The following is a 23,262-nucleotide window of genomic DNA, read 5'->3' as shown; positions in this document are numbered from 1 at the left end:
CCGGCCCGCCCTGCACCGCGGTGGCGGTCACGGACGGACCGTCGTGGTCACCGCGCGGCCAGACCGCGACGGCGAGCGCCACCACAGCTATCAGAACGACGAACGCCCATCGCCACGCCGCAGGAACCGACTTCACCGGCCCACCAATTCGAGCAGATGCTCGGCCTCGGGTCCCTTCACCAGTGCGGCGGCCGTCGCGGGGTCGGTCGGGCCGATTCCGAAGGAGGGGCAATCCTTGGCCAGCAGGCAGGCGCCGCACGCCGGTTTACGGGAATGGCAGACGCGGCGGCCGTGGAAGATCACCCGATGCGAGAGCATCGTCCATTCCTTGCGCTCGATCAGTTCGCCGACGGCGTGTTCGATCTTGACCGGGTCGTCCTCGGTGGTCCATTTCCACCGCTGCACCAGCCGCGAGAAATGGGTGTCGACAGTGATTCCCGGCACATCGAAGGCGTTGCCGAGGATGACGTTGGCGGTCTTGCGCCCGATGCCCGGCAGCTTCACCAATTCGGCCAGCGTGTGCGGCAGGACGCCGTCATGGTGTTCCAGCAGCGCCTGTCCCAGCCCGATCAGCGAACTCGTCTTGTTGCGATAGAAGCCGGTGGGCCGGATATATTCCTCGAGTTCCGTGCGATCGGCCTCGGCATAGGCCTTGGCGTCGCGATACCGGGCGAACAATGCCGGAGTCGTCTGATTCACCCGGACGTCGGTGCATTGCGCGGAAAGGATTGTGGCCACGGCCAATTCGAGCGGGGTGGTGAAATCCAGTTCGCAGTGCGCGTCGGGAAATGCCAACGCCAGCGTGCGATTCATCCGCCGGGCGCGACGTACCAGACCCAGCCGGGTTTCGTCGGCGAATCGGGCGGCTGGTTTCGAGTTCGCGCGCGCGGATTTCTGCGGAAGTTTTTTTCGAGCCGGAGAACTCGATTCGGTCGTTGTGACCGACGCCGCATCGGTGGCCGTCGCGGCCGTCTCGTGCCCGTTCACGGCGGTGGATCTGGGTTCACGCACTCGTCCACCATACGGAACCGCACCGACGCGAGCGCGATCGCGAACTCCTCCCGTGTTCCATCTGAGACCTTCTCCGTGTTTACTCACCCGTATGCAAGGACTCGCTGTGGTGCTCTTCCCGGTGGTGTTGATGCTTTTCGCACTGTTCATGGAACGTGTCGAAAACCGCCTGCGCAAGCTGCTCGAACCGGGTGAAGAGGTCCAGCAATATCTGGACAGGGCCAGCAATGCCGAGGTCAACGAGCTGGCCAAGTTGGGCGTGCCCGCACACGCCGGCTCCGGCGGCCGCCGCCGTAATCGCGACGAATTGGACGTCGCCCAAGCCAGTTAGACCGATTCCGCCGTCCGGCGATACCGCCGCGCCCGACCCGCGAATACTCGAGCCCGGGAACTTTCCGCGACGCCGCGCCCGTTCACAAACCGCACGTTACGTGGTGTCTGTCACTACGCTGCGTGGATGGCAAGTAGACTGCACTGTCGGCCGAACGCTTCGGTCCAGCACTGTGGCGAGCGACGCCGAGCCAGGCGGCAGCCTGCGTACCACGTAGGGACCCGCTGACGCCGCAGTAAGCACCGTCAATTCCCATAAGGAGCACATTCGTGGACGAGGCCCTCGCCAGAGCAGGCATCTTCCAAGGCGTCGAGCCCACCGCGGTGGCTGCTCTCGCCAAACAGCTTCAGCCGGTGGATTTTCCACGTGGCCATGTCATTTTCAATGAGGGCGAGCCCGGCGATCGGCTGTACATCATCACGTCGGGCAAGGTGAAGATCGGCCGCCGTTCCCCGGACGGGCGCGAGAATCTGCTGACCATCATGGGCCCGTCGGATATGTTCGGCGAGCTGTCGATCTTCGACCCGGGCCCGCGTACCTCCACGGCCACCACCGTGACCGAGGTGCGTGCGGTGACCATGGATCGCGATGCGCTCAAGGCCTGGATCGACCAGCGACCGGAGATCGCCGAACAGTTGCTGCGGGTGCTCGCCCGCCGCCTCCGGCGTACCAACAACAACCTGGCCGACCTGATCTTCACCGATGTCCCGGGTCGAGTCGCCAAGGCGCTGTTGCAGCTCGCGCAGCGGTTCGGCACCCAGGAGGCCGGCGCCCTGCGGGTCACCCACGACCTCACTCAGGAAGAGATCGCTCAGCTGGTCGGCGCCTCGCGCGAGACGGTGAACAAGGCCCTGGCCGATTTCGCCCACCGCGGGTGGCTGCGGCTCGAGGGCAAGAGCGTGCTGATCTCCGATTCGGAGCGGCTGGCTCGCCGGGCGCGGTAGGGATCTCCCACCGCGCTCCGGCGCATCCGGATCAGTTCCGGCCGCGCAGATAGGCGAGCTGGGCCTTGACCGAGCTGCGCGCGGCCGGCCACAGCCGTTTGTCCACATCGGCGTACACCTTCGCCACGACCTGCAGCGGTGTCGCGTTCTCACCGAGTTCGCGTAACGCCGCCCGCACCTGGTTCAGGCGCTGATGCCGATGTTCGATGTAGTAGCCGATCACCGGTTCGGCCTGCGGATGATCGGGGCCGTGCGCCGGGAGCAGCGCACGGCCGGGGGCGTGCCGGGCGAGCAGTTCGAGGGAGTCGAGATAGTCGCCGAGCGCGTCGTCGCGCGATTCCAGCACCGTCGTCCCGCTGCCGAGCACGGTATCGCCGGTGATCAGCGCGTCGTCGAGTAGCAGACTGACCGAATCTTGGGTATGTCCCGGGGTGCCCAGCACCGTCAGGCGCAGCCCGGCCGCCTCGACGACCTCACCGTCGGTGAGCGGCGCCGAGGAGCCGGACAGATATTTCGGATCCATCGCGCGTACCGGCGTTCCGGTCAGTTTCACCAGCCGGTCGATGCCGCCGGTGTGGTCGTGATGGTGATGCGTGATCAACGTCAGCGCGATATTTCCGTCGGTGGCGCGGGCGATCGCCTCGCTGTGCGCCTTGTCCTTGGGCCCCGGATCGATCACCACACAGTCGGATCGATCCGGTGCCCGCAGAATCCAGGTGTTCGTCCCCTCGAGCGTCATCTGGTTCGGATTGTCGGCCAACAACACCGAAGCGGTACCGGTGACCGGCCGCAGTTGTCCGTACGCGGGATGAGTGAGGGTCATCTACCTTGCCTACCGCACTTCGGCGATCAGCTCCACCTCGACCGGAGTGTTCTTGGGCAACTCGAACACCCCGACCGCGGAGCGGGCGTGCACTCCCGCCGCGCCGAACACCTCGCCCAGCAGCTCGGATGCGCCGTTGATCACCAGCGGCTGATCGGTGAAACCCGGTGCCGAGGCGACGAATCCCACCACCTTCACGATCCGCACGACCGCGTCCAGACCGACCAGATCGTCAACCGCCGCCAGCGCGTTCAACGCGCACAGGCCCGCGGCCCGCGCGGCGTCCTCGACGCTCACGTCGGCGCCGACCTTGCCCGTCGCCGACAGCGCGCCGTCGACGAACGGCAGCTGGCCGGCGGTGTAGACCAGCGAACCGCTGCGCACCGCCGGAATGTAGGCGCCCGCCGGAGCCGCGACCGGCGGCAGCGCGAGACCCAGTCGCTCGAGGTTGGCGCGCCAGTCCGTGCCGGCCGTCACTGCTTGGGCCGCTTCAGATAGGCCACGTGCTGTTCACCGGTCGGCCCCGGCAGCACCGTGACCAGCTCCCAGCCGTCGGCGCCCCACTGATCCAGAATCTGTTTGGTCGCATGCGTCAACAGCGGCACCGTCGCGTATTCCCAGACCGTCACATCGCTCATGTCGCAGAAGCGTACTGGGTGAACCGACGGTGAACGGTGCGGCCGAAAGACTCGTCGGGGACCGATCAGCACATTTCCGGCTCGTACGGAAGTGCGCTGTGGCCTACGAGACAGTAGGGCGATCCTCTGGTCGCTGTTTCGTAACGGGTTATAGGCTCGCGAACGTGGGAGTACCGACAGCAGTACCCGTTTCGCAAGAGCCGGGACTGAAATTAGGGTGGCCGGACCGAGCCGACAAAGCGCGGCTGCATTACGTGTCCGGCAAGGGCGGGACCGGAAAATCCACGGTCGCAGGCGCTTTGGCGCTCGCATTGGCCGCAGGCGGGCGCCGGGTACTGCTGGTCGAGGTGGAGGGCCGCCAATCGATTGCCCAATTGTTCGATCTGCCGCCACTGCCGCCCACCGAAACGAAGATCGCCACCGCCGACGGTGGCGGTGAGGTGATGGCCCTGGCCCTCGATATCGAACACGCCTTCCTCGAATATCTCGACATGTTCTACAACCTCGGCTTCGCGGGCCGGGCGATGCGCCGGATGGGCGCCATCGAATTCGTCACGACGATCGCACCGGGTCTGCGCGATGTGATACTGACCGGCAAGATCAAGGAATGCGCGGTCCGCACGGACAAATCCGGTCGGCGCGTCTACGACGAGATCGTCGTAGACGCCCCGCCGACCGGTCGCATCGCCGGATTCCTCGATGTCACCAAGGCCATGGCGGAGGTCGCCAAGGGCGGGCCGATCGCCGGGCAGGCCGAGGGCGTGGCGGCGCTGCTGCATTCCGAGCAGACCGTCGTCCACCTGGTGACCCTGCTCGAGGCCCTGCCGGTGCAGGAGACCTCGGACGCGATCGCCGAGCTGACCGAATCGGATTTCCGGATCGGCACGGTCATCGTCAATCGCGCCACCGAGGGCTTTCTCCCCGCGCCGGTGCGCGCCCGCGTCGCGACCGGTGACGTCGATCTGGACGCCGTCCGGGCCGGACTGGCCGAGGCCGGAATCACGGTGGACGACAACGACTTCCAGGGGCTGATCCGGGAAGCCGTGGAACATTCGGCAACCCTGCAGGCCCAGGACGACAGCTCCGCCGAACTGGCGAAGGTGGATATCAGCCGCCTGTATCTGCCGGCGTTGCTCGACGGTATGGACCTGGGCGGACTGTACGAACTGGCCGAACATCTGAGCGCGCAGGGAGTCCGCTGATGAGCCACCCGAGCCCGCTGATCCCGCCGGCGACTCCGCTGCTGGATGTCGAGGCCATCATCGCCGACCCGACCGCCCGGGTGGTGGTGTGCTGCGGCTCCGGCGGGGTCGGCAAGACCACCACCGCCGCGGCGATCGCCCTGCGCGCGGCCGAACAGGGCCGCAAGGTCGTGGTGCTGACCATCGACCCGGCGCGGCGGCTGGCCCAGTCGCTGGGCGTCACAGACCTCGGCAACGCACCCCAGCGCGTGCAACTGCCCGAGACGGCCAAGGGCGAGCTGTACGCGATGATGCTCAACATGCGCCGCACCTTCGACGACATGGTGCTCGAGCACACCAGCCCGGACAAGGCCGAGCAGATCTTCGCCAACCCCTTCTATCAAACCGTCGCCTCCTCCTTCGGCGGAACGCAGGAGTACATGGCGATGGAGAAGCTGGGCCAGCTGGTCGCCAAGCGCGAGTGGGATCTGGTCGTCGTCGACACGCCGCCCTCACGCAACGCCCTGGACTTCCTCGACGCGCCCAAGCGGCTCGGCAACTTCCTCAACGGCCGGATGATCCGCGTCATCATGGCGCCCGGCCGCGGCGTGGGCCGCTTCGTCACCGGCGCGATGAGCCTCGCCGTGCGCGGGGTGTCCACGGTCGTGGGCGGGCAGATGCTCAAGGACGCCTCGCTGTTCATGCAGTCGCTGGAGTCGATGTTCGGCGGCTTCCAGGACCGCGCCGAGCGCACCTACGCCATGCTCTCGCGACCCGGCACCCATTTCGTGGTGGTCGCCGCAGCCGAACCGGACGCGCTGCGCGAGGCGTCGTTCTTCGTGGATCGGCTCTCCACCGACGGAATGCCGCTGGCCGGGCTGGTGCTCAACCGCACCCATCCGGTGCTGTGCACCCTCTCGTCGGCTCAGGCGACCGCCGCCGCGGACCGGCTGAGCCCCGGCGCCGGCAGCGATGCCGACGGCACCGCGAAGGAGACCGTGGCCGCCGACGCCGCCATCGATCCCGCGACGCTGACCGCCGACATCCTGCGCATCCACGCCCACCGCGCGGTCACCGCCAAGCGCGAACAGCATCTGCTGCACCGCTTCACCGGCGCCCATCCGCGGGTGCCGATCGTGACGGTGACCGCCCTGCCGTTCGAAGTGTCCGATCTGGACGCGTTGCGCGCGGTCGGCGACCAACTCGCCGGACCCGACGCGGCCTGAATTCTCCGGTGGCGCTGACGTGCGGCCCCGATTCCGCACGTCAGCGGCCGAAAAACGGTCCGAGCCCGCACGCGCGGACTCGGACCGTACCGGTACTCGACTACATCGCGACCTTCTGCTGACGCTGGGCACGGAAGAAGTCCGCCCACGAGGTCACCTCGGGATGCTGCTTGAGCAGCGCACGCCGCTGCCGCTCGGTCATCCCACCCCACACACCGAATTCCACTCGATTGTCGAGGGCGTCGGCACCGCACTCCATGAGCACCGGGCAATGCCGACAGATGGTGGCCGCCTTGCGCTGGGCGGCACCACGCACGAACAACTGGTCGGGATCCACTTCCTTGCATCGGGCCTGGGACACCCAGGCGATTCTCGCTTCGGCCTGCTCCACGTCCAATCGAGCGATGGGGGTAGTCATGTGCATTTGGTGTGCCCCTTTGCAGTCCGAACACCGGGTCAACGGCGCTCCGGAATCGCGTGCAGCCCACAGCAACCCAACCCCGCTGCGCTCCGCACCACATTCCACTTTGAGTGTTAGCTCTATCACACTGGGTTCTCAATCTAGGTAAAGGTATGGGGCGAGCGCAAGACCGTGCCCGTATTTTCTGGTACGCCCGTCCCTGCGGAGGCCTCGCGACCAGCTGTCATGGCGCGCCGCCGACCGCGCACCGCGCATGTGACGGCGGGCCAATTAGGCTGGGGCGCGTGCCGATCTCACAAACGCTCGCGAGGCTCGCCGGCGCCTGCGTCCTAGCGGCCGTACTCGTCGCCGGATTGCTGTTCCCGCTCGCCGGCGGCTTCGGGTACATGTCGAACCGCGCAGCCGATGCCGTGGACAACGTTTCCGCGGAATTGGTGGCGGGCACCGCGCCGGCGGTGTCGACGATGGTCGATGCGACCGGAGCCCCCATCGCGTGGCTGTACGAACAGAGACGTTTCGAGGTCCCCAGCGACAAGATCGCCAACGATATGAAGTTGGCGATCGTCTCCATCGAGGACAAACGCTTCGCCGAACACGGCGGCGTCGACTGGCAGGGCACGCTGCGCGCATTCCTGACCAACACCTCGAGCGGCGAGGTACAGCAGGGCGCCTCGACCATCGACCAGCAGTACGTGAAGAACTTCCAGCTGCTGGTGGTCGCGAAAACCGATGCCGAACGCCGTGCCGCCATCGAGACCACGCCGGCCCGTAAACTGCGCGAAATCCGAATGGCTCTGACCTTGGAGAAAGAACTCACCAAGGACGAGATCCTGACCCGCTATCTGAATCTGGTGCCGTTCGGCAACGGTTCCTACGGCATTCAGGACGCCGCGCAGACCTATTTCGGCGTCGACGCCAAGGATTTGAAGGTCGCGCAGGCCGCCATGCTCGCCGGTATGGTCCAGTCCAGCTCCAAACTCAACCCGTACACCAACCCCAGGGGCGTGCTGGAGCGGCGTAATACCGTGTTGGACACGCTGATTCAGAACATTCCGAGCCGGGCCGACGAATTCCGTGCCGCCAAGGAACAGCCGCTGGGCGTGCTGCCGGAGCCCAAGGGGCTGCCGCGCGGATGCATCGCCGCAGGTGACCGTGGTTATTTCTGCGATTACGCGCTGCAATATCTCGCCAATGCGGGAATCAGCAAGGATCAGATGGACAAGGGCGGATATCTGATTCGCACCACCTTGGATCCGGCGGTGCAGAATTCGGTCAAGGCCGCCGTCACGGCGAACACCGATCCGAATCTGGAGAATATCGCCGAGGTCATGAGCATCATCGCTCCCGGCCAGGACTCCCACCACATCCTGGCGATGACCTCGAGCCGCACCTACGGTCTGGATCAGGGTGCGCATCAAACCGTCCAACCCCAGCCGTATTCGATGGTCGGTGACGGTGCCGGATCGATTTTCAAGATCTTCACCACGGCCGCCGCGATGGAGAAGGGCCTGGGCACCAGCGCTCAGTTGGATGTGCCCTCGTTCTTCGCCGCGAAGGGTATGGGTAACGGTGGCGCCGCGGGCTGTCCGCCCGCCACCTATTGCGTGAAGAACGCCGGTAATTACAAATCGCCGGAGTCGGTGACCGAGGCGTTGGCGCAGTCGCCGAACACCGCGTTCGTCAAGCTCATCCAGGATGTCGGCGTGACGCCCACGGTCGATATGGCGGTCCGGCTCGGGATGCGCTCCTACGCCGAGGCGGGCACCTCCGGCCACGGTAATCAGAGCCTGGCGGACATGATCAAACAGCAGAATCTCGGCTCGTTCACCCTGGGCCCGGTCGCGATCAATCCGCTGGAATTGTCCAATGTCGCCGCGACGCTGGCCTCCGGCGGAAAGTGGTGCCCGCCCTCGCCGATCGCGGAGGTGATCGACCGCGACGGTAAGCAGGTTCCGCTCACCCAGCAGGCCTGTGAACAGGTCGTCGAGCCCGGGTTGGCGAATACGCTGGCCAATGCGCTGAGCCAGGACGCCGTGGGCGGTACCGCGGCCGGTTCAGCCCGTACGGTGGGCTGGAACGCCCCCGTATCGGCCAAGACGGGAACCACCGAAACCCACCGGTCCTCGGCCTTCCTCGGCTTCACCAATTCGATGGCCGGCGCCGCCTACATCTACGGCGACTCCCCGACGCCCGGCGAGATCTGCTCGTTCCCGCTGCGCACCTGCGGCGACGGTAACCTCTACGGCGGTAACGAACCGGCTCGCAGCTGGTTCGGCGGTATCAAACCGATACTCGACAAATTCCCGCCGCCCGCACTGCCGCCGCTGGACGACAAATATGTACGCGGCTCGAACAACGCGCAGATCCCGGATGTGAACGGCATGTCGGAGTCCGAGGCGCGCTCGGTGCTCATCGGCGCGGGTTTCCAGGTGTCGACGGTCACCACGCCCGGATCGGCCGCGAAGGGGACGGTCACCGCTACGACGCCGAACGGCTCGGCCATTCCCGGATCGGTGATCACGGTGCTCGTCAGCGACGGCACGCAGCGGGAGATCCCGAAGCCCGGACCGCCGCCGGCGCCGCCGGTGCTCCCGGGTCTGCCGCAGATACCGCGGCTGCCACCGATTCCGATTCCGATCCCCCGGTAGCGATACGCGAGAGGCCGGCGAATGTGCGACACATTCGCCGGCCTCCTGCGTTGTCCGGCGAGCCTACAGCCGGGCCTTGACCGCGGCCGAGATCCGCGAACCGTCCGCCCGGCCCGCGGCCAGCGCCGTCGCGACCTTCATGACCTGGCCCATCTGCTTCATGCCCGGGCGCTCACCCAACTGCTCGGCCACATCGGCGATGGCGGTATCGGCGATATCGGCGACCTCGGCCTCGGTGAGCGGGGTCGGCAGATATTCGTCGATGATCTCCTGCTCGGCGCGCTCGTTGGCGGCCAGTTCGCCGCGGCCGTTCTGTTCGTAGACGACGGCCGCCTCGTTGCGCTTCTTGGCCTCCTTGCCGAGGACCGCGATCACCTCGGCATCGGAGAGCTCCTTCGCCTCGGCACCGGCGACCTCGGCGTTCTGCACGGCTGCCAGCAGCATGCGCAGCGTGCTGAGGCGCAACGTGTCCTTGGCCTTCATCGCCGCGGTCAGATCGGCGCGCAACTTCGATTTGAGTTCCGACATGCGCCACACGCTAGCCGTTGTCCGCGGACCCTCCCACCGCATTTCCGCGTGTCGAGCCGGGTGGACGGGTACGACAGCGCCCGCCAAACCGGATGCCTGTGCGGAATCACACTCGGTATTCGTCACAGTGGTCGCCTATTCTGGGCTGATGCCCGTATTCTCGTCCCCCGCACTTCGACGAGCAGCGCTGGGCTCCGGAGCTAAGGTCGCCGCCGCGGCCGCCGGTACCGCAGTGGCCGGAATCGGCTATGCCTCGCTGATCGAACGCAATGCCTTCGTCCTTCGTGAGGCCACGATGCCGGTGCTGCAGCCGGGCTCGTCCAGCCTGCGTGTGCTGCACATCAGCGACCTGCACATGACGCCCGGTCAGAAGCTCAAACAGGCCTGGGTTCGCGAACTGGCCGCCTTGGAACCGGACCTGGTCGTCAACACCGGCGACAACCTCGCGCACCCGAAGGCGGTGCCCGCGGTGGTGCAGTCGCTGACGGCGTTGCTCTCCCGTCCGGGCATCTTCGTCTTCGGCAGTAACGACTATTTCGCGCCCGTTCCGAAGAATCCGCTCAAGTACTTCGACAAGAATCACAAGCGAGTGCACGGGGATCCGCTGCCCTGGCAGGATCTGCGCGCGGCGTTCACCGAACGCGGCTGGCTGGATCTGACCCATGTGCGGCGCGATCTCGAGGTCGCCGGAATCAAGATCTCCACGGCCGGCGTCGACGATCCGCACCTGTCCCGTGACCGGTACGACACCGTCGCCGGCTCGCCGAACCCCCTGGCCGATCTGAGCATCGGACTCACCCATTCGCCCGAGCCCCGGGTGCTCGACCGGTTCGCCGGTGACGGGTACGACCTGGTGCTGGCCGGCCACACCCACGGCGGACAGCTGTGCCTGCCGGGATTCGGCGCACTGGTCACCAACTGCGGCATCGATCGGTCCCGGGTGAAAGGCCCGTCACGCTGGGGTGCGCACACGCGACTGCACGTGTCCGCGGGCCTGGGTACCTCGCCGTGGGCGCCGTACCGCTTCTGCTGCCGCCCCGAGGCGACCTTGCTCACGCTGGTGGCCGCACCGCCGAAAGGCCCCATCGCCGACAGTGGCCATGGCGTCTCGGAATCGGAGGCCGTGGCGCGCTAGGGTGGCGTGCCGAGGCACGACATCAGGCAGGGGTACACGGTGAACAGTGGGTTCGAGCGGAACGACGACCCGACCGCGCGACGAGAACCCACTCCCGACTCGAACGAGACCCCGCCGACACTGGCGATCCGGCGGGTGCCGGGTGCGAATTTCCCTGTGTCGCAAGGGTCCCCGTGGGCTAGGCCGCAGTCGATTCCCACCGTTCCGGGCGGCGCCGGCGATCCCGGACGCTCCGGTTCTCCGGCCGAACCCGCGAAGCCCGCGGCGCCGGACGCGGACCGGTCGCCCGGATCGCTGTTCGGCGGGAACGACGCTGCCGGAGGGCAATCCGCTGCGGCCCATCCCTGGTCGCCGCAGGGCGGCGCGAGCGCAGACACCTCCCGTGGTTCGAATGCGGTCCCTGGTCCGCACGCGCCGTCCGGCTTCGCTCCGTCGCCGCACGGTTTCGGCAACCCGAGCGGACCCGACGCGGCCACCACCGCCTTCGGCGTGCAACCCGGCATGCCGCAGTGGCCGGGCAGCTCGATGCCGGGCACGAATACTCCCTCCCAGCAACAGTTCTCGGCACCGCACGGCAACGGTCGCCCCGAGCCGGATTGGCAATTGGGAGTCGGATCACATCCCGCACCGCAGCAGGCGTCCTGGGGACCGCCGACGGGGCAGCATCCGCACACCGCGCTGCTGCAGGTACCGGCCGAGCAGCCGCCTCGGCGGCGGAAAGCTCTGCTGCTCAGTGGAATCGGGGTGCTGGTCGTCGTGGCGATCGGTGCGACCGTGGCGGTGGTCGCTAGCCGGCATTCCGACTCGCCGGCCGCCACGGGTTCCGGCAAGCCGTCCATGGTCAGTGCGCTCAGTAGCGAAAACGAGCCTCCCCCACCACCTTCGCGACCGCAGCAGACGGCGCCGAAGCCGCAGCCCGGCGCCGCGCCGCCGCCGATGGTTCCCGGTTACCAGGTCGTCCAGATCCTCGATCGCGGTGCGGCCTACGACGCGCCTCCGGAGTGGAAGGTCGATCCGGTCGGCACCGCCGCCTGGGGTTCGGGATCGAATCCGCTGGAAATCGCCGGCCTGGCACAGGACGGCAAGAACTACTGCCCGAACTACACCCGGACCAACGCCTTCCTCACCATGTCTCCCCAGACGGACCCGGCCGCGGCCGCCGCCGATATCGGGGCCCGGATGGCCAAGTTCGGCTGGTCGAACGCCACCGTCGCCGCCCCGGCCCCCGCCGAGCCGATGGTCTCGCTGGACGGGCAGCTGCACGGCGCCTTCGTGGAGACCACCGGCAGCGCGCCCCCGCCGGCCCCCGGCTGCGCCACGACCTTCGCGGTCTACACGTTCGCCTTCCCCAGCGAAAACGGAAACTTCGTCATGACCGTCGCCGCCGACACCGGCGTCGACAAGTCCGTGGACAAGGAAACCGCCAAGCGCATCCTCTCCACCATCCGCCCCCTCCCTGCCCGCTGACCAGCGGATTTAATGATCCGCTCCCCCCTGCTGTAAGCTACGACAGGCTCAACTCACGGGGTGTGGCGCAGCTTGGTAGCGCGCTTCGTTCGGGACGAAGAGGTCGCAGGTTCAAATCCTGTCACCCCGACTCGTGTGTGGAGACACGTAGAGGCCCCTGACCAGTACGGCTGGTCAGGGGCCTTGCTCATTCCGAACTATTCGATTTGCTGTCCGTCGGTCCCCGTCCGCAGTTCGTCCGCAGCTGCTTCGACTGCGGACCGTGCTGCTTCGTCCAAACGCTCGGCGACAACCTCAAGGTCATCCGGGAACAGATCGGCGTAGGTATCGAGGGTCATGGCTGCGGACTTGTGTCCGAGCATCAACTGCACAGCCTTCGGATTGGCGCCTGCGCTGATCGCCAGCGAGGCAGCAGTATGCCGAAGGTCGCGAGGCGTCACCTTCGGGAAACTCGCACCCGGTGGCAGGTTCCGGGCTCCTGCTGTCCGCTTCCGTTCGGCCTCTTGGATCCGCTTCACAGCCGGATTGAAGACGCGCTTGCGATATGTGGATACCCGGAGCACCTGGCCCTCGACCGAAGTGAACACCAGGTCGTCTCGCCCCTTACCCCGCATGAGGCCGGCGAGTTCCTCGGCGAGAAATTTCGGGAACGGTACCGATCGACGCTCGTAGGTTTTCGCCGTCGACCACACCAGCTTGCCCTTCACCTCGGCGACAGCCTCGATGACATTGACGCGACGCCGGAGCATGTCGAAATTGGAAACCTTCAGCGCGGCCATCTCGCCCCACCGGAGTCCCGTGTAGGCCAAAAATCTTATGACTGTGGGCTTCTCGGTGATGTTTCGAGCAAGCAGTTCGACCTGCACGTGAGTGAGGTAGCCGCGCTGTTTGTGCTGTCGCCTCGGTAGTTTCACCCCGGTACACGGGTTCCGGAGTATCTGCCGGTCCTCGACGGCGGTCTCAAGAATCATGCGGAGGATGCCGACCGCGTTTTCGATGGTCGGCACGCCCGCGCCGTCGGCAACCATCTGGGCGACCCACGCGCGCACATCGCTGGTTCGCACGTTGCGGATCTCGATGTTGCCCCACCGCGGTTCGACATGCGGGCGCCAGGTGTCGCGCCGTGTGGCGTCGGTGGTGGCCTTTAGATGCCCCTGGGTGTCGAGCCAACGCCTGCCTGCCGCGCCGATTGTCTCCCGCCCGGCCGACGGCGCGATGTGAGTGCCGGTGACCAACGAGCTGACGACGCCGTCCAACCACGCCTGTGCGTCGGGCTTACGCTCGAAGCTCTGCGAATGCTCCTGGCCCTCGTCGTCCACGTACCGGGCGCGCCACCTTTTCCGGCAACCGTAGTTGGCCGATCGCACACGCTGGCGCGACTTCTCCCCGTCGGCGTTCTCGACTGTGATTGTCTTGTACCACCGGTCCTCGACCCCGGCCCGGCGGTTGCGCCGGATCACCATCAGTCCTCTCCTCCAGTGCTGGTGGTGGCCTCCTGTGTCGCAATCCATTCCATGACAACAGATTCGCGCCACACGCGACGGCCACCGAGTTTGAAACTCTTCGGCCCCTGTCCGTTGTAGGCCCACCATCGCCACGTAGACGCTGCGATCCCCGTCATCAGCTCACAGTCCTTCGCCTGCAAGAACCGATCAATCTCCATAGCGCGGTGCTCCTTCCTCTAGCGGCAATCTCTGGTTTGCGAGCGGGGCCGATTGGACCGGCACCGGCGAAGTTTCGGTCTTGATCCGTTCCGTCGACGGCTTGCGGTGTGCACCGCGCTGCGCATCGACTGTGCGCAGCACTCGGCGACCAACGCACCTGGTCGCGGTGCGCTCGCGACAACTGCGCACCGCCGTGCGCACCGGCCCGCACCGATCGGTGCGCTGCACACCGTTCACGACGCCAGCCCCGGCAGGTCGATGTTGCGGTTACTGATCACTGTGTCGAGATCCAGCGTTCGAATTGGTGTGCGGCGCGGCATAACCTGGCCTGTCTCGATGAGGTGCGTAATCGTTCGATCCAGTGCGTTGCCGACGCGATCGTTTGCGTACAGATACAACAGCGAGTCGCCGGCGGGCAGAGCCCTCACCGCAGCGAGCACCGTAGATGCCAGACGCGCCGAGTTCTTTTTCAAGGTCAACTCGACCTCAACCGACCACCAACGGTCACCCTGGCGGTATCGGCCGTCGTGCACGTGCGGGAGCGACCTGCCGCCCCGGCTGTGTGCGCTCGCGGGCAAGTGCGCACCATCGGTGCGCAGGGCAACACGGCCGGTGCGCAGGCCCGCGCCGCCGATACTCATGCCTGCGGTCTGCCAGGCGCCGCGCCACAGCTGCCGCTCTGGTACCCAATTCTCGGCATCAAGTCCGCACAAAGCGGCACGCGTGCGAGCAACCTGCACCTTGTGCGCAATGTTGCTCCGGGTAGCTGTCCACGGGCGATGCGGCTTCCGCCCGAGGAACCGTTCAACTTTCGACGGGCGCAACCACATCACCGTGTACGACTCACCTGGCTGCCCACCAGGGCGGATGTTTTCGCAATTGATCATCTGGAAGTCGTCCCGCCACTCGATGAGCAATTCGTAGGCGCGAGCCCGACCGATCCCGAGTGCCAGCCGGACGGCGGTGAGGTCTGCGCACCACTGCTGCGCGAGAAAGCGCATCATCTGGTCGTCGCGGTCAGTCCATTCGCGAAGCTTATTGCGACGCTGAGTCATACGGACCGTCCTCCTCCTCGTCGTCGTCTTCGTCGAAACGGATGTCGTGAGAGAACTCGACGCACACGAACTCCTCGCTACTGTCGACGGCTTGGCCGGGCACCCATTCGGACGGAGTTTTGGCGTGAGCGATCATGTGGGACAGGATTGGGCAGAACCGGGTGTTGAACGCCCAGTCCTCGTGCTCGCACCGCCAACACCAGTTCCCGGCCCAGATGTCGAACTTCAGCGGGTTCGAAAATGGTTGCGGCTCATGCATTCCGGCCGCGATCTCCGCTGGACTACGCATCACAGACTCACCTCCCACCCCGATGCCGGTTCCACCTCGACCCAGCTCATCAGCGCGCGAGTCGGTGCCGGCCGATCGTTCTCCCACCGTGGTCGGGTGATCGGCGCTCCGGGTCGATACTCGGGCGCGATCTGCACCACCTGGCCGGGCCGCTGCCCGGACGTCTCCGCGGCGCCAAGACGCCGCAGTTGCGCGCGGTTGTCGAGTGCTCGCCGTAGCTCCTGTTCCGGAATTCCCTGCCGGACAAGGTCCTCCACGATCAGACTCGCGGCCTCGGCGCGGGTCCGTGTAAGCGGCTGGCCGCCGATGCCAGTCATCTGATCGGGTGTGGAATCTCCGAAGTCTCTCGACGGGCTCATCGGGCCAGTTCCCACCCTGCGGGCCGCTCTATCCCGGCCGCAGCCGGGAACACCGGGCGAGCCATCTCGCGCACGACGTGCGGTGTCTGCGTCGGGCGGGTCGAAACCATCTGCGGTCGCGGCAGCTTCGTGACGCCAGTGCGCTCGGTGGCGTCCTGCATCGCGTCCAGGTCCACGATCCCGGGGCGAGTCGGTGCCGGGCCCCAGTCTCGGCCTCGGCCATCCGGGCGAGTCGGGATCAGTCCGGACGCGGCGGCAACAGCCTCGTTGGATGGCTCCAGCCAGCCGCTTTCCCACTGCTGGACATCACGCCATTCCTTGCCGTTGGCCGGTCCGGCGTCCATCGCCTCGTACAGCTGGCGCGCGAACGGCTGCCGCTTGAGCCCGCTGGCCTCCCGCGCCCGCACCATCACGTTGCGTTTGAACTCACGATCGGCGCGGTCGATCGCCTCGGCCTGCTCGTCGATCGACACCGGGCCGACAGGCAGATCGGCGCGTCCGGCCCGGTCCCGCTCCGGGTGCGAGCGCCAGCGTTGGTTCTGGCCTTCCTGGGTCGGGAGCAACACCGCTGCGGCGGTGATGACGTCGTCGGGCACCACCGTCTGTCCCTGTTCCCACTGGTGCAGGGCGCGTGATTCCTGTCCGGCCTCGACGAACGGCTCGGCGCCCATCACCTCGTACAGCTTGTGCACGAACTCGCGCGGCGGCAGGCCGCTGGACTCGTGCGCCCGCACCATCACGTTCTGTTTGAACTCACGATCGACCCGGTCAAGGGCCTGAGCGCGCCGATCCCCCGACGCGCGAGCCTGCTCAGCAGGCAACGAATCATCTACACTGGACATGCTTCAGGGACCTTTCGTCCTGGAAGTGGGAAATTGCTGAAGCAGCTGGACACTGCTTTGGACTCGACTCCCCGGTAGTTGGCGCTGCCGGGGAGTTTTAATATGCGAGCCGTCTTGGTTTATACCTCTAAACCATCGCGATCGCGTTGGTCGCGATGGATTTAGCGGTATAAACCCAATGCTAGCGCTGCCGTCTGTGACGGTCAATACCCCCTAAACTGGAAATGTGACTCAAGGTGATGACGAGTTCGACGCAGTGCGCCGCGACCCCGACCCGCTCCGTCGGGGCCGGCGGGCGACCGAACTCATCACGCTCTACCAGCAGCGAGCTGCTGAGCTGGCGCGCCTGCGCCGAGTCTCGATCGATGAAGCCCACAGAACCCTCGGGCTGAACTACAAGGACATCGCTGATCGGCTTGGCATCTCGAAAGGTCGCATCACCCAGATTCGGAGCACCGCGCCCGAAGCTGAGCGAGCGTTCTTCGGTGTCGGGCCAGTGTCTGTCGGTATCCCTCGCAGGTACGGCCTCGAAGAAGGGCGAGAGCGAGCGTTCTTTGATGCGGTCGATCTCACCAGCCAGACCGCGATTCAGAACCTGATGGAGAAGCTCTCCTTGGCATCCTCTCCACTCGCTATCGAGCCTGACCGCGCCGATGTCCCTGCTGGCGACTCCGTAATTATTTGCGGCCCGAAGTCTGCGCCGGTGGCGCGCACACTGCTGGACGCTGATCCCGTGCTGGACTTCGAACAGGCCGACGGACATTGGTGGATCACCGACCAGCGTTCGGCGACGAAGTTCGACTCTCCATACCGGCGCCCCGTTCCGTCGAATTCCGACGTCGGCTACTTCGCTCGACATCTCACCGACACGCGCGTCGTCGTCCACATCGCAGGAATCACAAGCGTCGGCTCACTGGGCGTGGTGCACTGGCTGCAAGCGAACCTGTCGAACCTGTTCAGAGACTTCGAAAACACGTCAATCAGCGGCGCCGTGGCGTGCGACTTCGACGATGACTACACGATCACCGGTAGCAAACTCATTGCCGGGCCGTACCCATGGTGAACATGCAAGTCCACTTCGCTCAGCTGCCAGCCAGTTCGGACGCTGATCGCATCGTCATCACTTCGAACAGCGTGGTCGTGCTCGACGGAGCCACGTCTTTCGCAGGAAGCGACGTGCCCGCCGGTCGCTATGCCCAGCAGCTGGGCGCGAGTATCACCGCCAACGAGCGACCGGAAGCCTCCGCGGTCGAGATCCTCGAAAACGCAATCGGAGACACGGCAATCTCTTTGGGCATGGATGCGTGGAACGAGTCTGGGCCATCGTCCACCGTTGCGTGGCTCAGGATGCGAGAGGATTTGGGACGGCTCGATGCCCTCGCGCTGGGCGATTCCCTCATCGTCATCGGACGTGCCGACGGCTCGCCGGCTGAAATTCTCTGCGACGATCGGCTCGAACAGCTCGGACTCTCAATGTCTGAGCAGTACAGATCTCGCCTTCGTGCTGGCGGCGGATACGATGAAGCGCACCGGTCATTGCTGATGAAATTACAAGAGGCACAACGGAATTACCGAAACGTTCCGGGAGGATATTGGATCGCCTCGGCCGATCCGACAGCCGCGCGTCAAGCCCTAACGAAGTCTCTCGCAGTCACCGAGGTTGCATGGGTCATCCTCGCCACCGACGGCGCTGCCGACTTGATAGCAGCCCTCGACGTTCCATGGCACGAGATCGCGCCGCTCGGCTCTGCTGAGCTAGCAGACCTCCTCGCCCGGTGCCAGAGATGGGAAGCCGAGATCGATCCGAGCGGAGCGAAGCTGCCTCGCGCCAAGCGTCACGACGACAAGACGATTGCCGTCGCGCGATTCATGGATTGACATATCAACGGAAGACGGGCATCTCACCGGAACAGCCAACCAACTTCCCGGTGCCGGTCGTTCCTGTGCCGGGTCTCCCAACCGCAGCCTGTCCAGATATCGCAACCATCCACCCTCCCGTGCCGGTCTTCCTTCGTCCAGTCACATCAGTCGTACACAATCCGTCCCCAAAACCGTCCCCCACCAGCCAGAATGCCAACTGTCGCTCTGCCTCTGCGGAAGGTCACTAAATGCGCCCGCAGGGTGTGTTTAGTGACCTTCCGCAGAGGCAGAGCGACACCACACGAAAACCACTGGTAGAGGAGGGTTTTGGGGGCGCACGGTCCGGCCGGATCTCAGTCCACCAAGATCATTTGAGTTCAGGCGATGGAGGCAGAGTGGACTGTACGATCCGCGCACTGGTTTGAGCGGTGTCCGCCCGGCACTTGAGGTCGAGCATGGGTCTCGCACTCAACGCGCCACATGCGATGGCGTGCGCCACGAAGCGCTCTTGAACTGCTCGACTACCGCATCTGCCCGATGAATCAGACCAGCCCATCCTCGCAACCGTTGGTGATACTGCTCCGGGTCTTCGGCGGACGAGACGCTGCGCACTCGATCACGCAGCTGTGGGGTCATGCCACGCAGATAAGTCTCCGTCAGTGCAGCTTTGAAGTTCGACCAGATCTCGCGTTCCCGATCGCGATACATCGCGAACTGCGGGGCGAACTGCTCGGTGAACCGCCTAGCCTCGTCGCTGACAGCGCAACCTCGCACCTCGGCACGGAAAATGTCCAAATCTGACTCGAAAACCTGATCTTCCGGGATTCCGCTGGTATCGGGTCGAAGCACCTGCGCGGCATCCAGATCAGCGTTGGCGCGGGCAACCGCCCGCCGGCCCGCTTCGGTGGCGGGCAATCCCGCCGTCGTCGACGACAGCGGGATTGTCCGCACCTGCAGGATCACCTGCGGGTCGATGGCAAGCGAGATCGACCCCGGCGCCTCGCGGGCGTTGACGTAGCGGACCGCTCGCGCGCCGAGATCAGCCAGCGCCGACATTCGGACATCTCCGACGATGTCACCCAATTCGCTGTGGACAGCTTGTGCGAGGTCTGCATTCCTGAGGCGTATCTGCACTTGGTGGAGCCAATACGGGCAGGCTGACGAATCCTGACGGTGGATGCGCCGCAGCATGTTCTCGATTGCGGCGGCGTATGTTCCCAGATGAAGAGCCAGTGAGGCCTTCGCCTCGATCACGCTCTCGCGCTCATCTTCCGGATACTCCCACTGTCTCAGTTGCGCGGCCAGATCCTCGCGGTAAGTCGGAGACGGCCAATTCTGTTGTGGGCTTGAGTGATACCAGAAGTGTTCGATGACACGACCATTCTGAACATCGATATCCTCCAGGTCTCGAAGTGCCGGATGCGCTTCGGAAATATCGATGGTCCTGCCACAGTCACACAGTGGGTAGGGCTCTTCATCCTGGCATTGCTGTTCATACGCGGCGGCCGACACCTCGACGCGTTGTCCACACTCGCAGTCGAACCAATAGCTGTAATCGAAGTCGAAGCTGGCAGGATGCTCAGCCAGTACGCTGGAAGCCACCAGCGAAGTGTACGAGCGTCAACAACTGCCCTGGACGTCCTTCCGGTGTCAGTGTCCACCGGAAGTTCCCCGTAACCAGGTGTGGAAGCGTCATGCTAGATAGGTCTCGAACCAACTCGTGAGAAGCTCGTCGTTCGCGCAGCCGAGATACCTGCAAGCAGCCTGTGCAGCGAGATACACGAGCGAGCTCGCCCCGGTGACGAGTGACCTCAATTCCTCAGCATCGGCGCGATATCCGACGACGAGGTGGGTACCGACGTTCGTAGTTGCCGACTGCGCCGACAGCGCCATCGGATTGGGGTGCGAAAACAGGCTGAACGTGTCATACAAACCGGCAACCTTGTCCGCACCATGCACAGACAACGCCCTAACCTGTTGTCCCAACCCCGGAAAGGTCTCGCCCGCGATCACCCACGGAGGCATAGTCGCTGGGTCGTTCCATTCGAGTTCCATACCGGGGAACCGCTGCAGGACCTGCTGACGCATGGCGTCACGCAACTTCTTGAACTCTCTCACTCGAGCGTTCGGCAGTTTTCGTGCGTCCGCCAGCCAGCGGGCCCGTTGGGCCGCCGCTAGGCGGGCCATCCATCGACGCGCCATGCGGGCCTCTGGCGCCAGGTCGGGTTCGAGAAGCCACCCGGCGTGGGCGACGTGCTCAGCGATCGCACGAGCAATCGGCCACGGCGTCAAAGCTACGGTGCGGGTGTCCACCAATGCCTTTAGGGCACGCATGTGCTGTGCTGCGGCGTCGATCATCTGGACAGCGTCGATGCCGGCACCGGTGCCTTCGGGCTTCGTCAGATCGGGGAAGCGTGCCGCGAGCTCGGCATCATCGTGTGCGGCGCGAGATCCGGGCCGAGCACCCACGGCAAACTGCACGTTCGTCAGTGTCCACGCGGTGTACAGCTCGTGGAGCTGGCAGCTCCACGAGCTGTACAGGGCAGAGTGGTCGCTGTCGGAAGCCATCGGGATAGGCTAGCCTGGGTGAGATGGCATGTGGCCGTTTGTCCTTGACGAAACCCGCCGGGCGTGGAGTTTGTGACCCGCTCCGGATGCCTGAAGGCCCATCCGTCCAGGCTGCCTGGTGAAGGTGGAAAACTACGGTATGAAGTCAACCGCTTCGGATCGCCTGCACATCGTGACATTCCCGGCAGAGGCGCTTGAGTATCAGTTGGTGGAGCACGGTCGTGACTCGCTTACTTTCGCGGACAGTCTTGATGCGGAGAGCCCAGGCCTCGGCCGTGTAGCTGTTGTCGTTACGTATGGTGAGCATGAATATGCCGTCACGCATCTCGGATGGGTGAAGTCTGTCGGGCGACGGCAAAACATGGACAGGACGTTGGAGCTGAGTGCGGTACGTGAGCTGTCCTCCCCAATCTTGCTCTCGGACATTGAATCTGAGCTCGGCTCCGCATGGAACGCTGTTTCGCAGGCGGTAACCCGCAGTTATCGGGGCGGCTCGCTCAGCGCCGCTAATTCAAACAAGCTTCGTTCGGTGATTCGGTCCCGAATTCAAGAGGGTGAGTGGCCAGGGTCCGGCGGGGTTCCGGAGTGGATGGCTTCGCGAGTTACTGGAACGATCCGACAAGACCACACAAACGCTGTCGGCACTGCGCTGATGTTCAGCGGCATAGACGTTGAAGAACTACGCTCCGCACCACCTCTCGGCGAGAGCCCGTTGGCTGAACTCCTGGTCGACCCGTCAGAGGCGAGCCTCATTGACAACGACCTGCGCAACTTTCCCGGGATGGTAGGTGTGGCGCAGAGAGAACACATCGTTCGCTTCACTGACCGCCGACACACGCTCGACGTCATGAATGTGAATGCCACAGGCGTAGAGGCCGCTACGGGCGTCGATCTGATCTACTACAACCACGACTACGATTGCTTTGTGCTTGTGCAGTACAAGCGGATGGAGAAAAGGGAAGGGAAGCGCGTCTCAGGCGTAGATGCGAGGCTCCCGGATCAACTCATACGAATGGTTAGCCTCGACGCGTTGAGCAGTACGAGCTCAAGCACGGTCAGTCCAGCTGCGTTCAGGCTGGGAGCGAGTGCAACATTCACAAAGTTCGCGTATCCGGTTGTCTCCCCGGGCAAAGCAAGCGATCTGACTGCAGGCATGTATGTGCCTTCCGCGTTGCTGAAGCGCCTGTACGACGACAACGCTCTTCGTGGGCCGCGAGGCGGTGCAGCCATCACACACGACAATCTTCGACGCTGGCTCGGCAATACCCAGTTCGCGGAGTTGGTCAAAGAAGGTTGGGTCGGAAGTAGTGGCGTCTCACTCGCGGACATTCGGGCTTTCATCAACTCAAGCGTGACTGCGGGTCGCATCGCTGTGGTTGCTGCCCACAGGTCCGAAGTCAATCAACCCGGCTAGGACACCTCTTCGAATAGGTTCGCCCCCAACGATCAGGGAACGACGAACACGGCTCGCTGGGCGAGGCAGCTAGTCTTCACTGGCAGCGCACGCCACTGGTGGCGACAATCCAGACTCACTCGCACCCTTACCTGCTCGGCCTCCCGACCGTCTCTCGCTAAGGCGACCGTGGTGGTTGGCTGCCTTCCGGTCCGCAGTTCGTCCGCAACAGAATCGGATTGGCTCAATCGCTACCAACGCCACCATCGAAACTGCTGCCTGTTCAAACAGCGGATCCAACGATTTCGGCACTCGCCAGAATCAGACAAAACAGCCTGACCTGTCGTTCGGGACGAAGAGGTCGCAGGTTCAAATCCTGTCACCCCGACTCGTGTGTGGAGACACGGCAGAGGCCCTGACCAATCCACTGGTCAGGGCCTCTTGCTTTGCCGGGTGCGGATCGCGGTGCCGGGTTCGGGTAACTTCACCGTCCACAGCCGATCCTCTGGGCGAGCTCCCTTCCCATTTCCGGGACCACCGGAAAACCTTGTGCTACAACTTTGTTCGTGGCGGCACTCATCGGCTTGGTGGTGATCCTGGGGATCATCATTCTCATCGCGGGAGCGGTTCTGTTGATCGTCAGTCTGGCGAAAGCGCCGGGGCGGCGGCGGGGAGGTTCCGCCCCGGAGGCGTCGCAGCACCAGGACCTGCCGATGTGGACTCCCCCGCAGCACCAGGACGTCCCGATGTGGACTCCGCCGCAGCACCAGGATGTCCCGTTGTGGAGCCCGCCGCAGCAGCATTCCGCGCAGCAGCCGCCGGATCGGACGCCGTACTGGTCGCCAGGTCCTCGATAGCACGGTGACGGGCTGGCTCGCG

Annotated in this window: 25 protein-coding genes and 1 tRNA gene; 12 read left to right on the top strand and 14 right to left on the bottom strand. The window is 65.0% G+C overall.

What is annotated here, in order from left to right; all coding sequences use genetic code 11:
• Positions 1 to 132 precede the first annotated feature (132 nt).
• Positions 133 to 840, bottom strand: a complete 708-nt coding sequence (nth, locus tag NE2_RS04880; protein ID WP_063024245.1) for an endonuclease III — start codon at positions 838 to 840, stop codon at positions 133 to 135.
• 262 nt (positions 841 to 1,102) lie between these two features.
• On the opposite strand from nth, the gene NE2_RS04875 reads away from it, so the two are divergent.
• Positions 1,103 to 1,342, top strand: a complete 240-nt coding sequence (locus tag NE2_RS04875; RefSeq protein WP_030516432.1) for a hypothetical protein — start codon at positions 1,103 to 1,105, stop codon at positions 1,340 to 1,342.
• A 269-nt stretch (positions 1,343 to 1,611) separates the two neighbouring features.
• Entirely contained in the window at positions 1,612 to 2,286 is a 675-nt protein-coding gene (locus NE2_RS04870) for a Crp/Fnr family transcriptional regulator (protein WP_019044571.1), read from the top strand.
• A gap of 31 nt (positions 2,287 to 2,317) precedes the next feature.
• Here the strand turns inward: NE2_RS04870 and NE2_RS04865 are convergent, their stop codons facing one another.
• The 3 genes from NE2_RS04865 to sp36 are packed head-to-tail and all read right to left on the bottom strand — an operon-like array spanning position 2,318 to position 3,747.
• Entirely contained in the window at positions 2,318 to 3,109 is a 792-nt protein-coding gene (locus NE2_RS04865) for an MBL fold metallo-hydrolase (protein ID WP_030516433.1), read from the bottom strand.
• A gap of 9 nt (positions 3,110 to 3,118) precedes the next feature.
• Positions 3,119 to 3,586, bottom strand: coding sequence for a RidA family protein (locus NE2_RS04860; RefSeq protein WP_030516434.1), 468 nt, complete (start codon positions 3,584 to 3,586; stop codon positions 3,119 to 3,121).
• A complete protein-coding gene (gene sp36 / locus NE2_RS35465) occupies positions 3,583 to 3,747 on the bottom strand; it encodes a Sp36 family protein (RefSeq protein ID WP_085997207.1) in 165 nt (54 codons plus the stop codon). Before sp36 ends, NE2_RS04860 begins: the two co-directional genes overlap by 4 nt.
• Positions 3,748 to 3,911: 164 nt before the next feature.
• Between sp36 and bagA the strand changes: the two genes are divergently transcribed.
• Positions 3,912 to 4,949: an ATPase BagA gene (bagA, locus tag NE2_RS04855; RefSeq protein WP_063024221.1), complete on the top strand. Its 1,038-nt coding sequence runs from the start codon at positions 3,912 to 3,914 to the stop codon at positions 4,947 to 4,949.
• Positions 4,949 to 6,154 carry an ATPase BagB gene (bagB, locus tag NE2_RS04850; RefSeq protein WP_063024220.1) on the top strand — a complete coding sequence of 402 codons (1,206 nt, stop codon included), beginning with the start codon at positions 4,949 to 4,951 and terminating at the stop codon, positions 6,152 to 6,154. Before bagA ends, bagB begins: the two co-directional genes overlap by 1 nt.
• A 100-nt stretch (positions 6,155 to 6,254) precedes the next feature.
• Here bagB and NE2_RS04845 read toward each other — a convergent pair whose 3' ends face one another.
• On the bottom strand, positions 6,255 to 6,578 hold the full coding sequence (locus NE2_RS04845; RefSeq protein WP_030516437.1) for a WhiB family transcriptional regulator: 324 nt from the start codon (positions 6,576 to 6,578) through the stop codon (positions 6,255 to 6,257).
• A gap of 281 nt (positions 6,579 to 6,859) precedes the next feature.
• Between NE2_RS04845 and NE2_RS04840 the strand changes: the two genes are divergently transcribed.
• Complete coding sequence (locus tag NE2_RS04840) at positions 6,860 to 9,223, top strand: penicillin-binding protein (protein WP_063024218.1); 2,364 nt, start codon at positions 6,860 to 6,862, stop codon at positions 9,221 to 9,223.
• Positions 9,224 to 9,286: 63 nt separating this feature from the next.
• On the opposite strand, the gene NE2_RS04835 is transcribed toward NE2_RS04840, so the two are convergent.
• A complete protein-coding gene (locus tag NE2_RS04835; protein WP_063019084.1) occupies positions 9,287 to 9,751 on the bottom strand; it encodes a GatB/YqeY domain-containing protein in 465 nt (154 codons plus the stop codon).
• Positions 9,752 to 9,899: 148 nt separating this feature from the next.
• Between NE2_RS04835 and NE2_RS04830 the strand changes: the two genes are divergently transcribed.
• The 3 genes from NE2_RS04830 (at position 9,900) to NE2_RS04820 (ending at position 12,483) form a co-directional block, all read left to right on the top strand.
• Complete coding sequence (locus NE2_RS04830) at positions 9,900 to 10,886, top strand: metallophosphoesterase (protein WP_063024216.1); 987 nt, start codon at positions 9,900 to 9,902, stop codon at positions 10,884 to 10,886.
• A gap of 39 nt (positions 10,887 to 10,925) precedes the next feature.
• On the top strand, positions 10,926 to 12,353 hold the full coding sequence (locus NE2_RS37495) for a DUF8017 domain-containing protein (protein WP_146165142.1): 1,428 nt from the start codon (positions 10,926 to 10,928) through the stop codon (positions 12,351 to 12,353).
• 56 nt (positions 12,354 to 12,409) lie between these two features.
• Positions 12,410 to 12,483 (top strand) — tRNA-Pro (locus NE2_RS04820).
• A gap of 67 nt (positions 12,484 to 12,550) precedes the next feature.
• Here the strand turns inward: NE2_RS04820 and NE2_RS04815 are convergent.
• The 6 genes from NE2_RS04815 to NE2_RS04795 form a co-directional block, all read right to left on the bottom strand.
• A complete protein-coding gene (locus tag NE2_RS04815) occupies positions 12,551 to 13,816 on the bottom strand; it encodes a tyrosine-type recombinase/integrase (protein WP_063024212.1) in 1,266 nt (421 codons plus the stop codon).
• Positions 13,816 to 14,016, bottom strand: a complete 201-nt coding sequence (locus NE2_RS34720) for a helix-turn-helix transcriptional regulator (protein WP_084493799.1) — start codon at positions 14,014 to 14,016, stop codon at positions 13,816 to 13,818. The genes NE2_RS04815 and NE2_RS34720 overlap by 1 nt, the downstream gene beginning before the upstream one ends.
• Before the next feature lie 234 nt (positions 14,017 to 14,250).
• The gene (locus NE2_RS04810) at positions 14,251 to 15,072 is read right to left on the bottom strand and encodes a hypothetical protein (RefSeq protein ID WP_063024210.1); all 822 of its coding nucleotides are present in this window, start codon (positions 15,070 to 15,072) and stop codon (positions 14,251 to 14,253) included.
• A complete protein-coding gene (locus NE2_RS04805) occupies positions 15,053 to 15,361 on the bottom strand; it encodes a hypothetical protein (protein WP_106958345.1) in 309 nt (102 codons plus the stop codon). The genes NE2_RS04810 and NE2_RS04805 overlap by 20 nt, the downstream gene beginning before the upstream one ends.
• Positions 15,361 to 15,678 (bottom strand): hypothetical protein, encoded by a 318-nt coding sequence (locus NE2_RS04800; protein WP_063024206.1) that lies wholly within the window; start codon positions 15,676 to 15,678, stop codon positions 15,361 to 15,363. The genes NE2_RS04805 and NE2_RS04800 overlap by 1 nt, the downstream gene beginning before the upstream one ends.
• Positions 15,679 to 15,716: 38 nt before the next feature.
• Entirely contained in the window at positions 15,717 to 16,562 is an 846-nt protein-coding gene (locus NE2_RS04795) for a hypothetical protein (protein WP_146165141.1), read from the bottom strand.
• Positions 16,563 to 16,788: 226 nt separating this feature from the next.
• Here NE2_RS04795 and NE2_RS04790 point away from each other — a divergent pair, with 226 nt between their 5' ends.
• Both NE2_RS04790 and NE2_RS04785 read left to right on the top strand, forming a co-directional pair.
• The gene (locus NE2_RS04790; protein ID WP_063909272.1) at positions 16,789 to 17,625 is read left to right on the top strand and encodes a sigma-70 family RNA polymerase sigma factor; all 837 of its coding nucleotides are present in this window, start codon (positions 16,789 to 16,791) and stop codon (positions 17,623 to 17,625) included.
• Entirely contained in the window at positions 17,619 to 18,440 is an 822-nt protein-coding gene (locus NE2_RS04785) for a hypothetical protein (protein ID WP_063024194.1), read from the top strand. Before NE2_RS04790 ends, NE2_RS04785 begins: the two co-directional genes overlap by 7 nt.
• 450 nt (positions 18,441 to 18,890) lie before the next feature.
• Here the strand turns inward: NE2_RS04785 and NE2_RS04780 are convergent, their stop codons facing one another.
• Both NE2_RS04780 and NE2_RS04775 read right to left on the bottom strand, forming a co-directional pair.
• Positions 18,891 to 20,024 (bottom strand): hypothetical protein, encoded by a 1,134-nt coding sequence (locus NE2_RS04780; RefSeq protein WP_063024193.1) that lies wholly within the window; start codon positions 20,022 to 20,024, stop codon positions 18,891 to 18,893.
• 90 nt (positions 20,025 to 20,114) lie between these two features.
• Positions 20,115 to 20,990 (bottom strand): hypothetical protein, encoded by an 876-nt coding sequence (locus NE2_RS04775; RefSeq protein ID WP_063024192.1) that lies wholly within the window; start codon positions 20,988 to 20,990, stop codon positions 20,115 to 20,117.
• A gap of 118 nt (positions 20,991 to 21,108) precedes the next feature.
• On the opposite strand from NE2_RS04775, the gene NE2_RS35460 reads away from it, so the two are divergent.
• Complete coding sequence (locus tag NE2_RS35460) at positions 21,109 to 22,404, top strand: hypothetical protein (RefSeq protein WP_146165140.1); 1,296 nt, start codon at positions 21,109 to 21,111, stop codon at positions 22,402 to 22,404.
• A 545-nt stretch (positions 22,405 to 22,949) separates the two neighbouring features.
• Positions 22,950 to 23,240, top strand: a complete 291-nt coding sequence (locus NE2_RS04760; RefSeq protein WP_063024187.1) for a hypothetical protein — start codon at positions 22,950 to 22,952, stop codon at positions 23,238 to 23,240.
• Positions 23,241 to 23,262: the final 22 nt, after the last annotated feature.

This window comes from Nocardia elegans NBRC 108235 (assembly GCF_001612845.1).
Taxonomy (GTDB): Bacteria; Actinomycetota; Actinomycetes; order Mycobacteriales; family Mycobacteriaceae; genus Nocardia; species Nocardia nova.
Note: the sequence above shows the minus strand (reverse complement) of the source record. Positions and strands in the feature narration are given on the sequence as shown.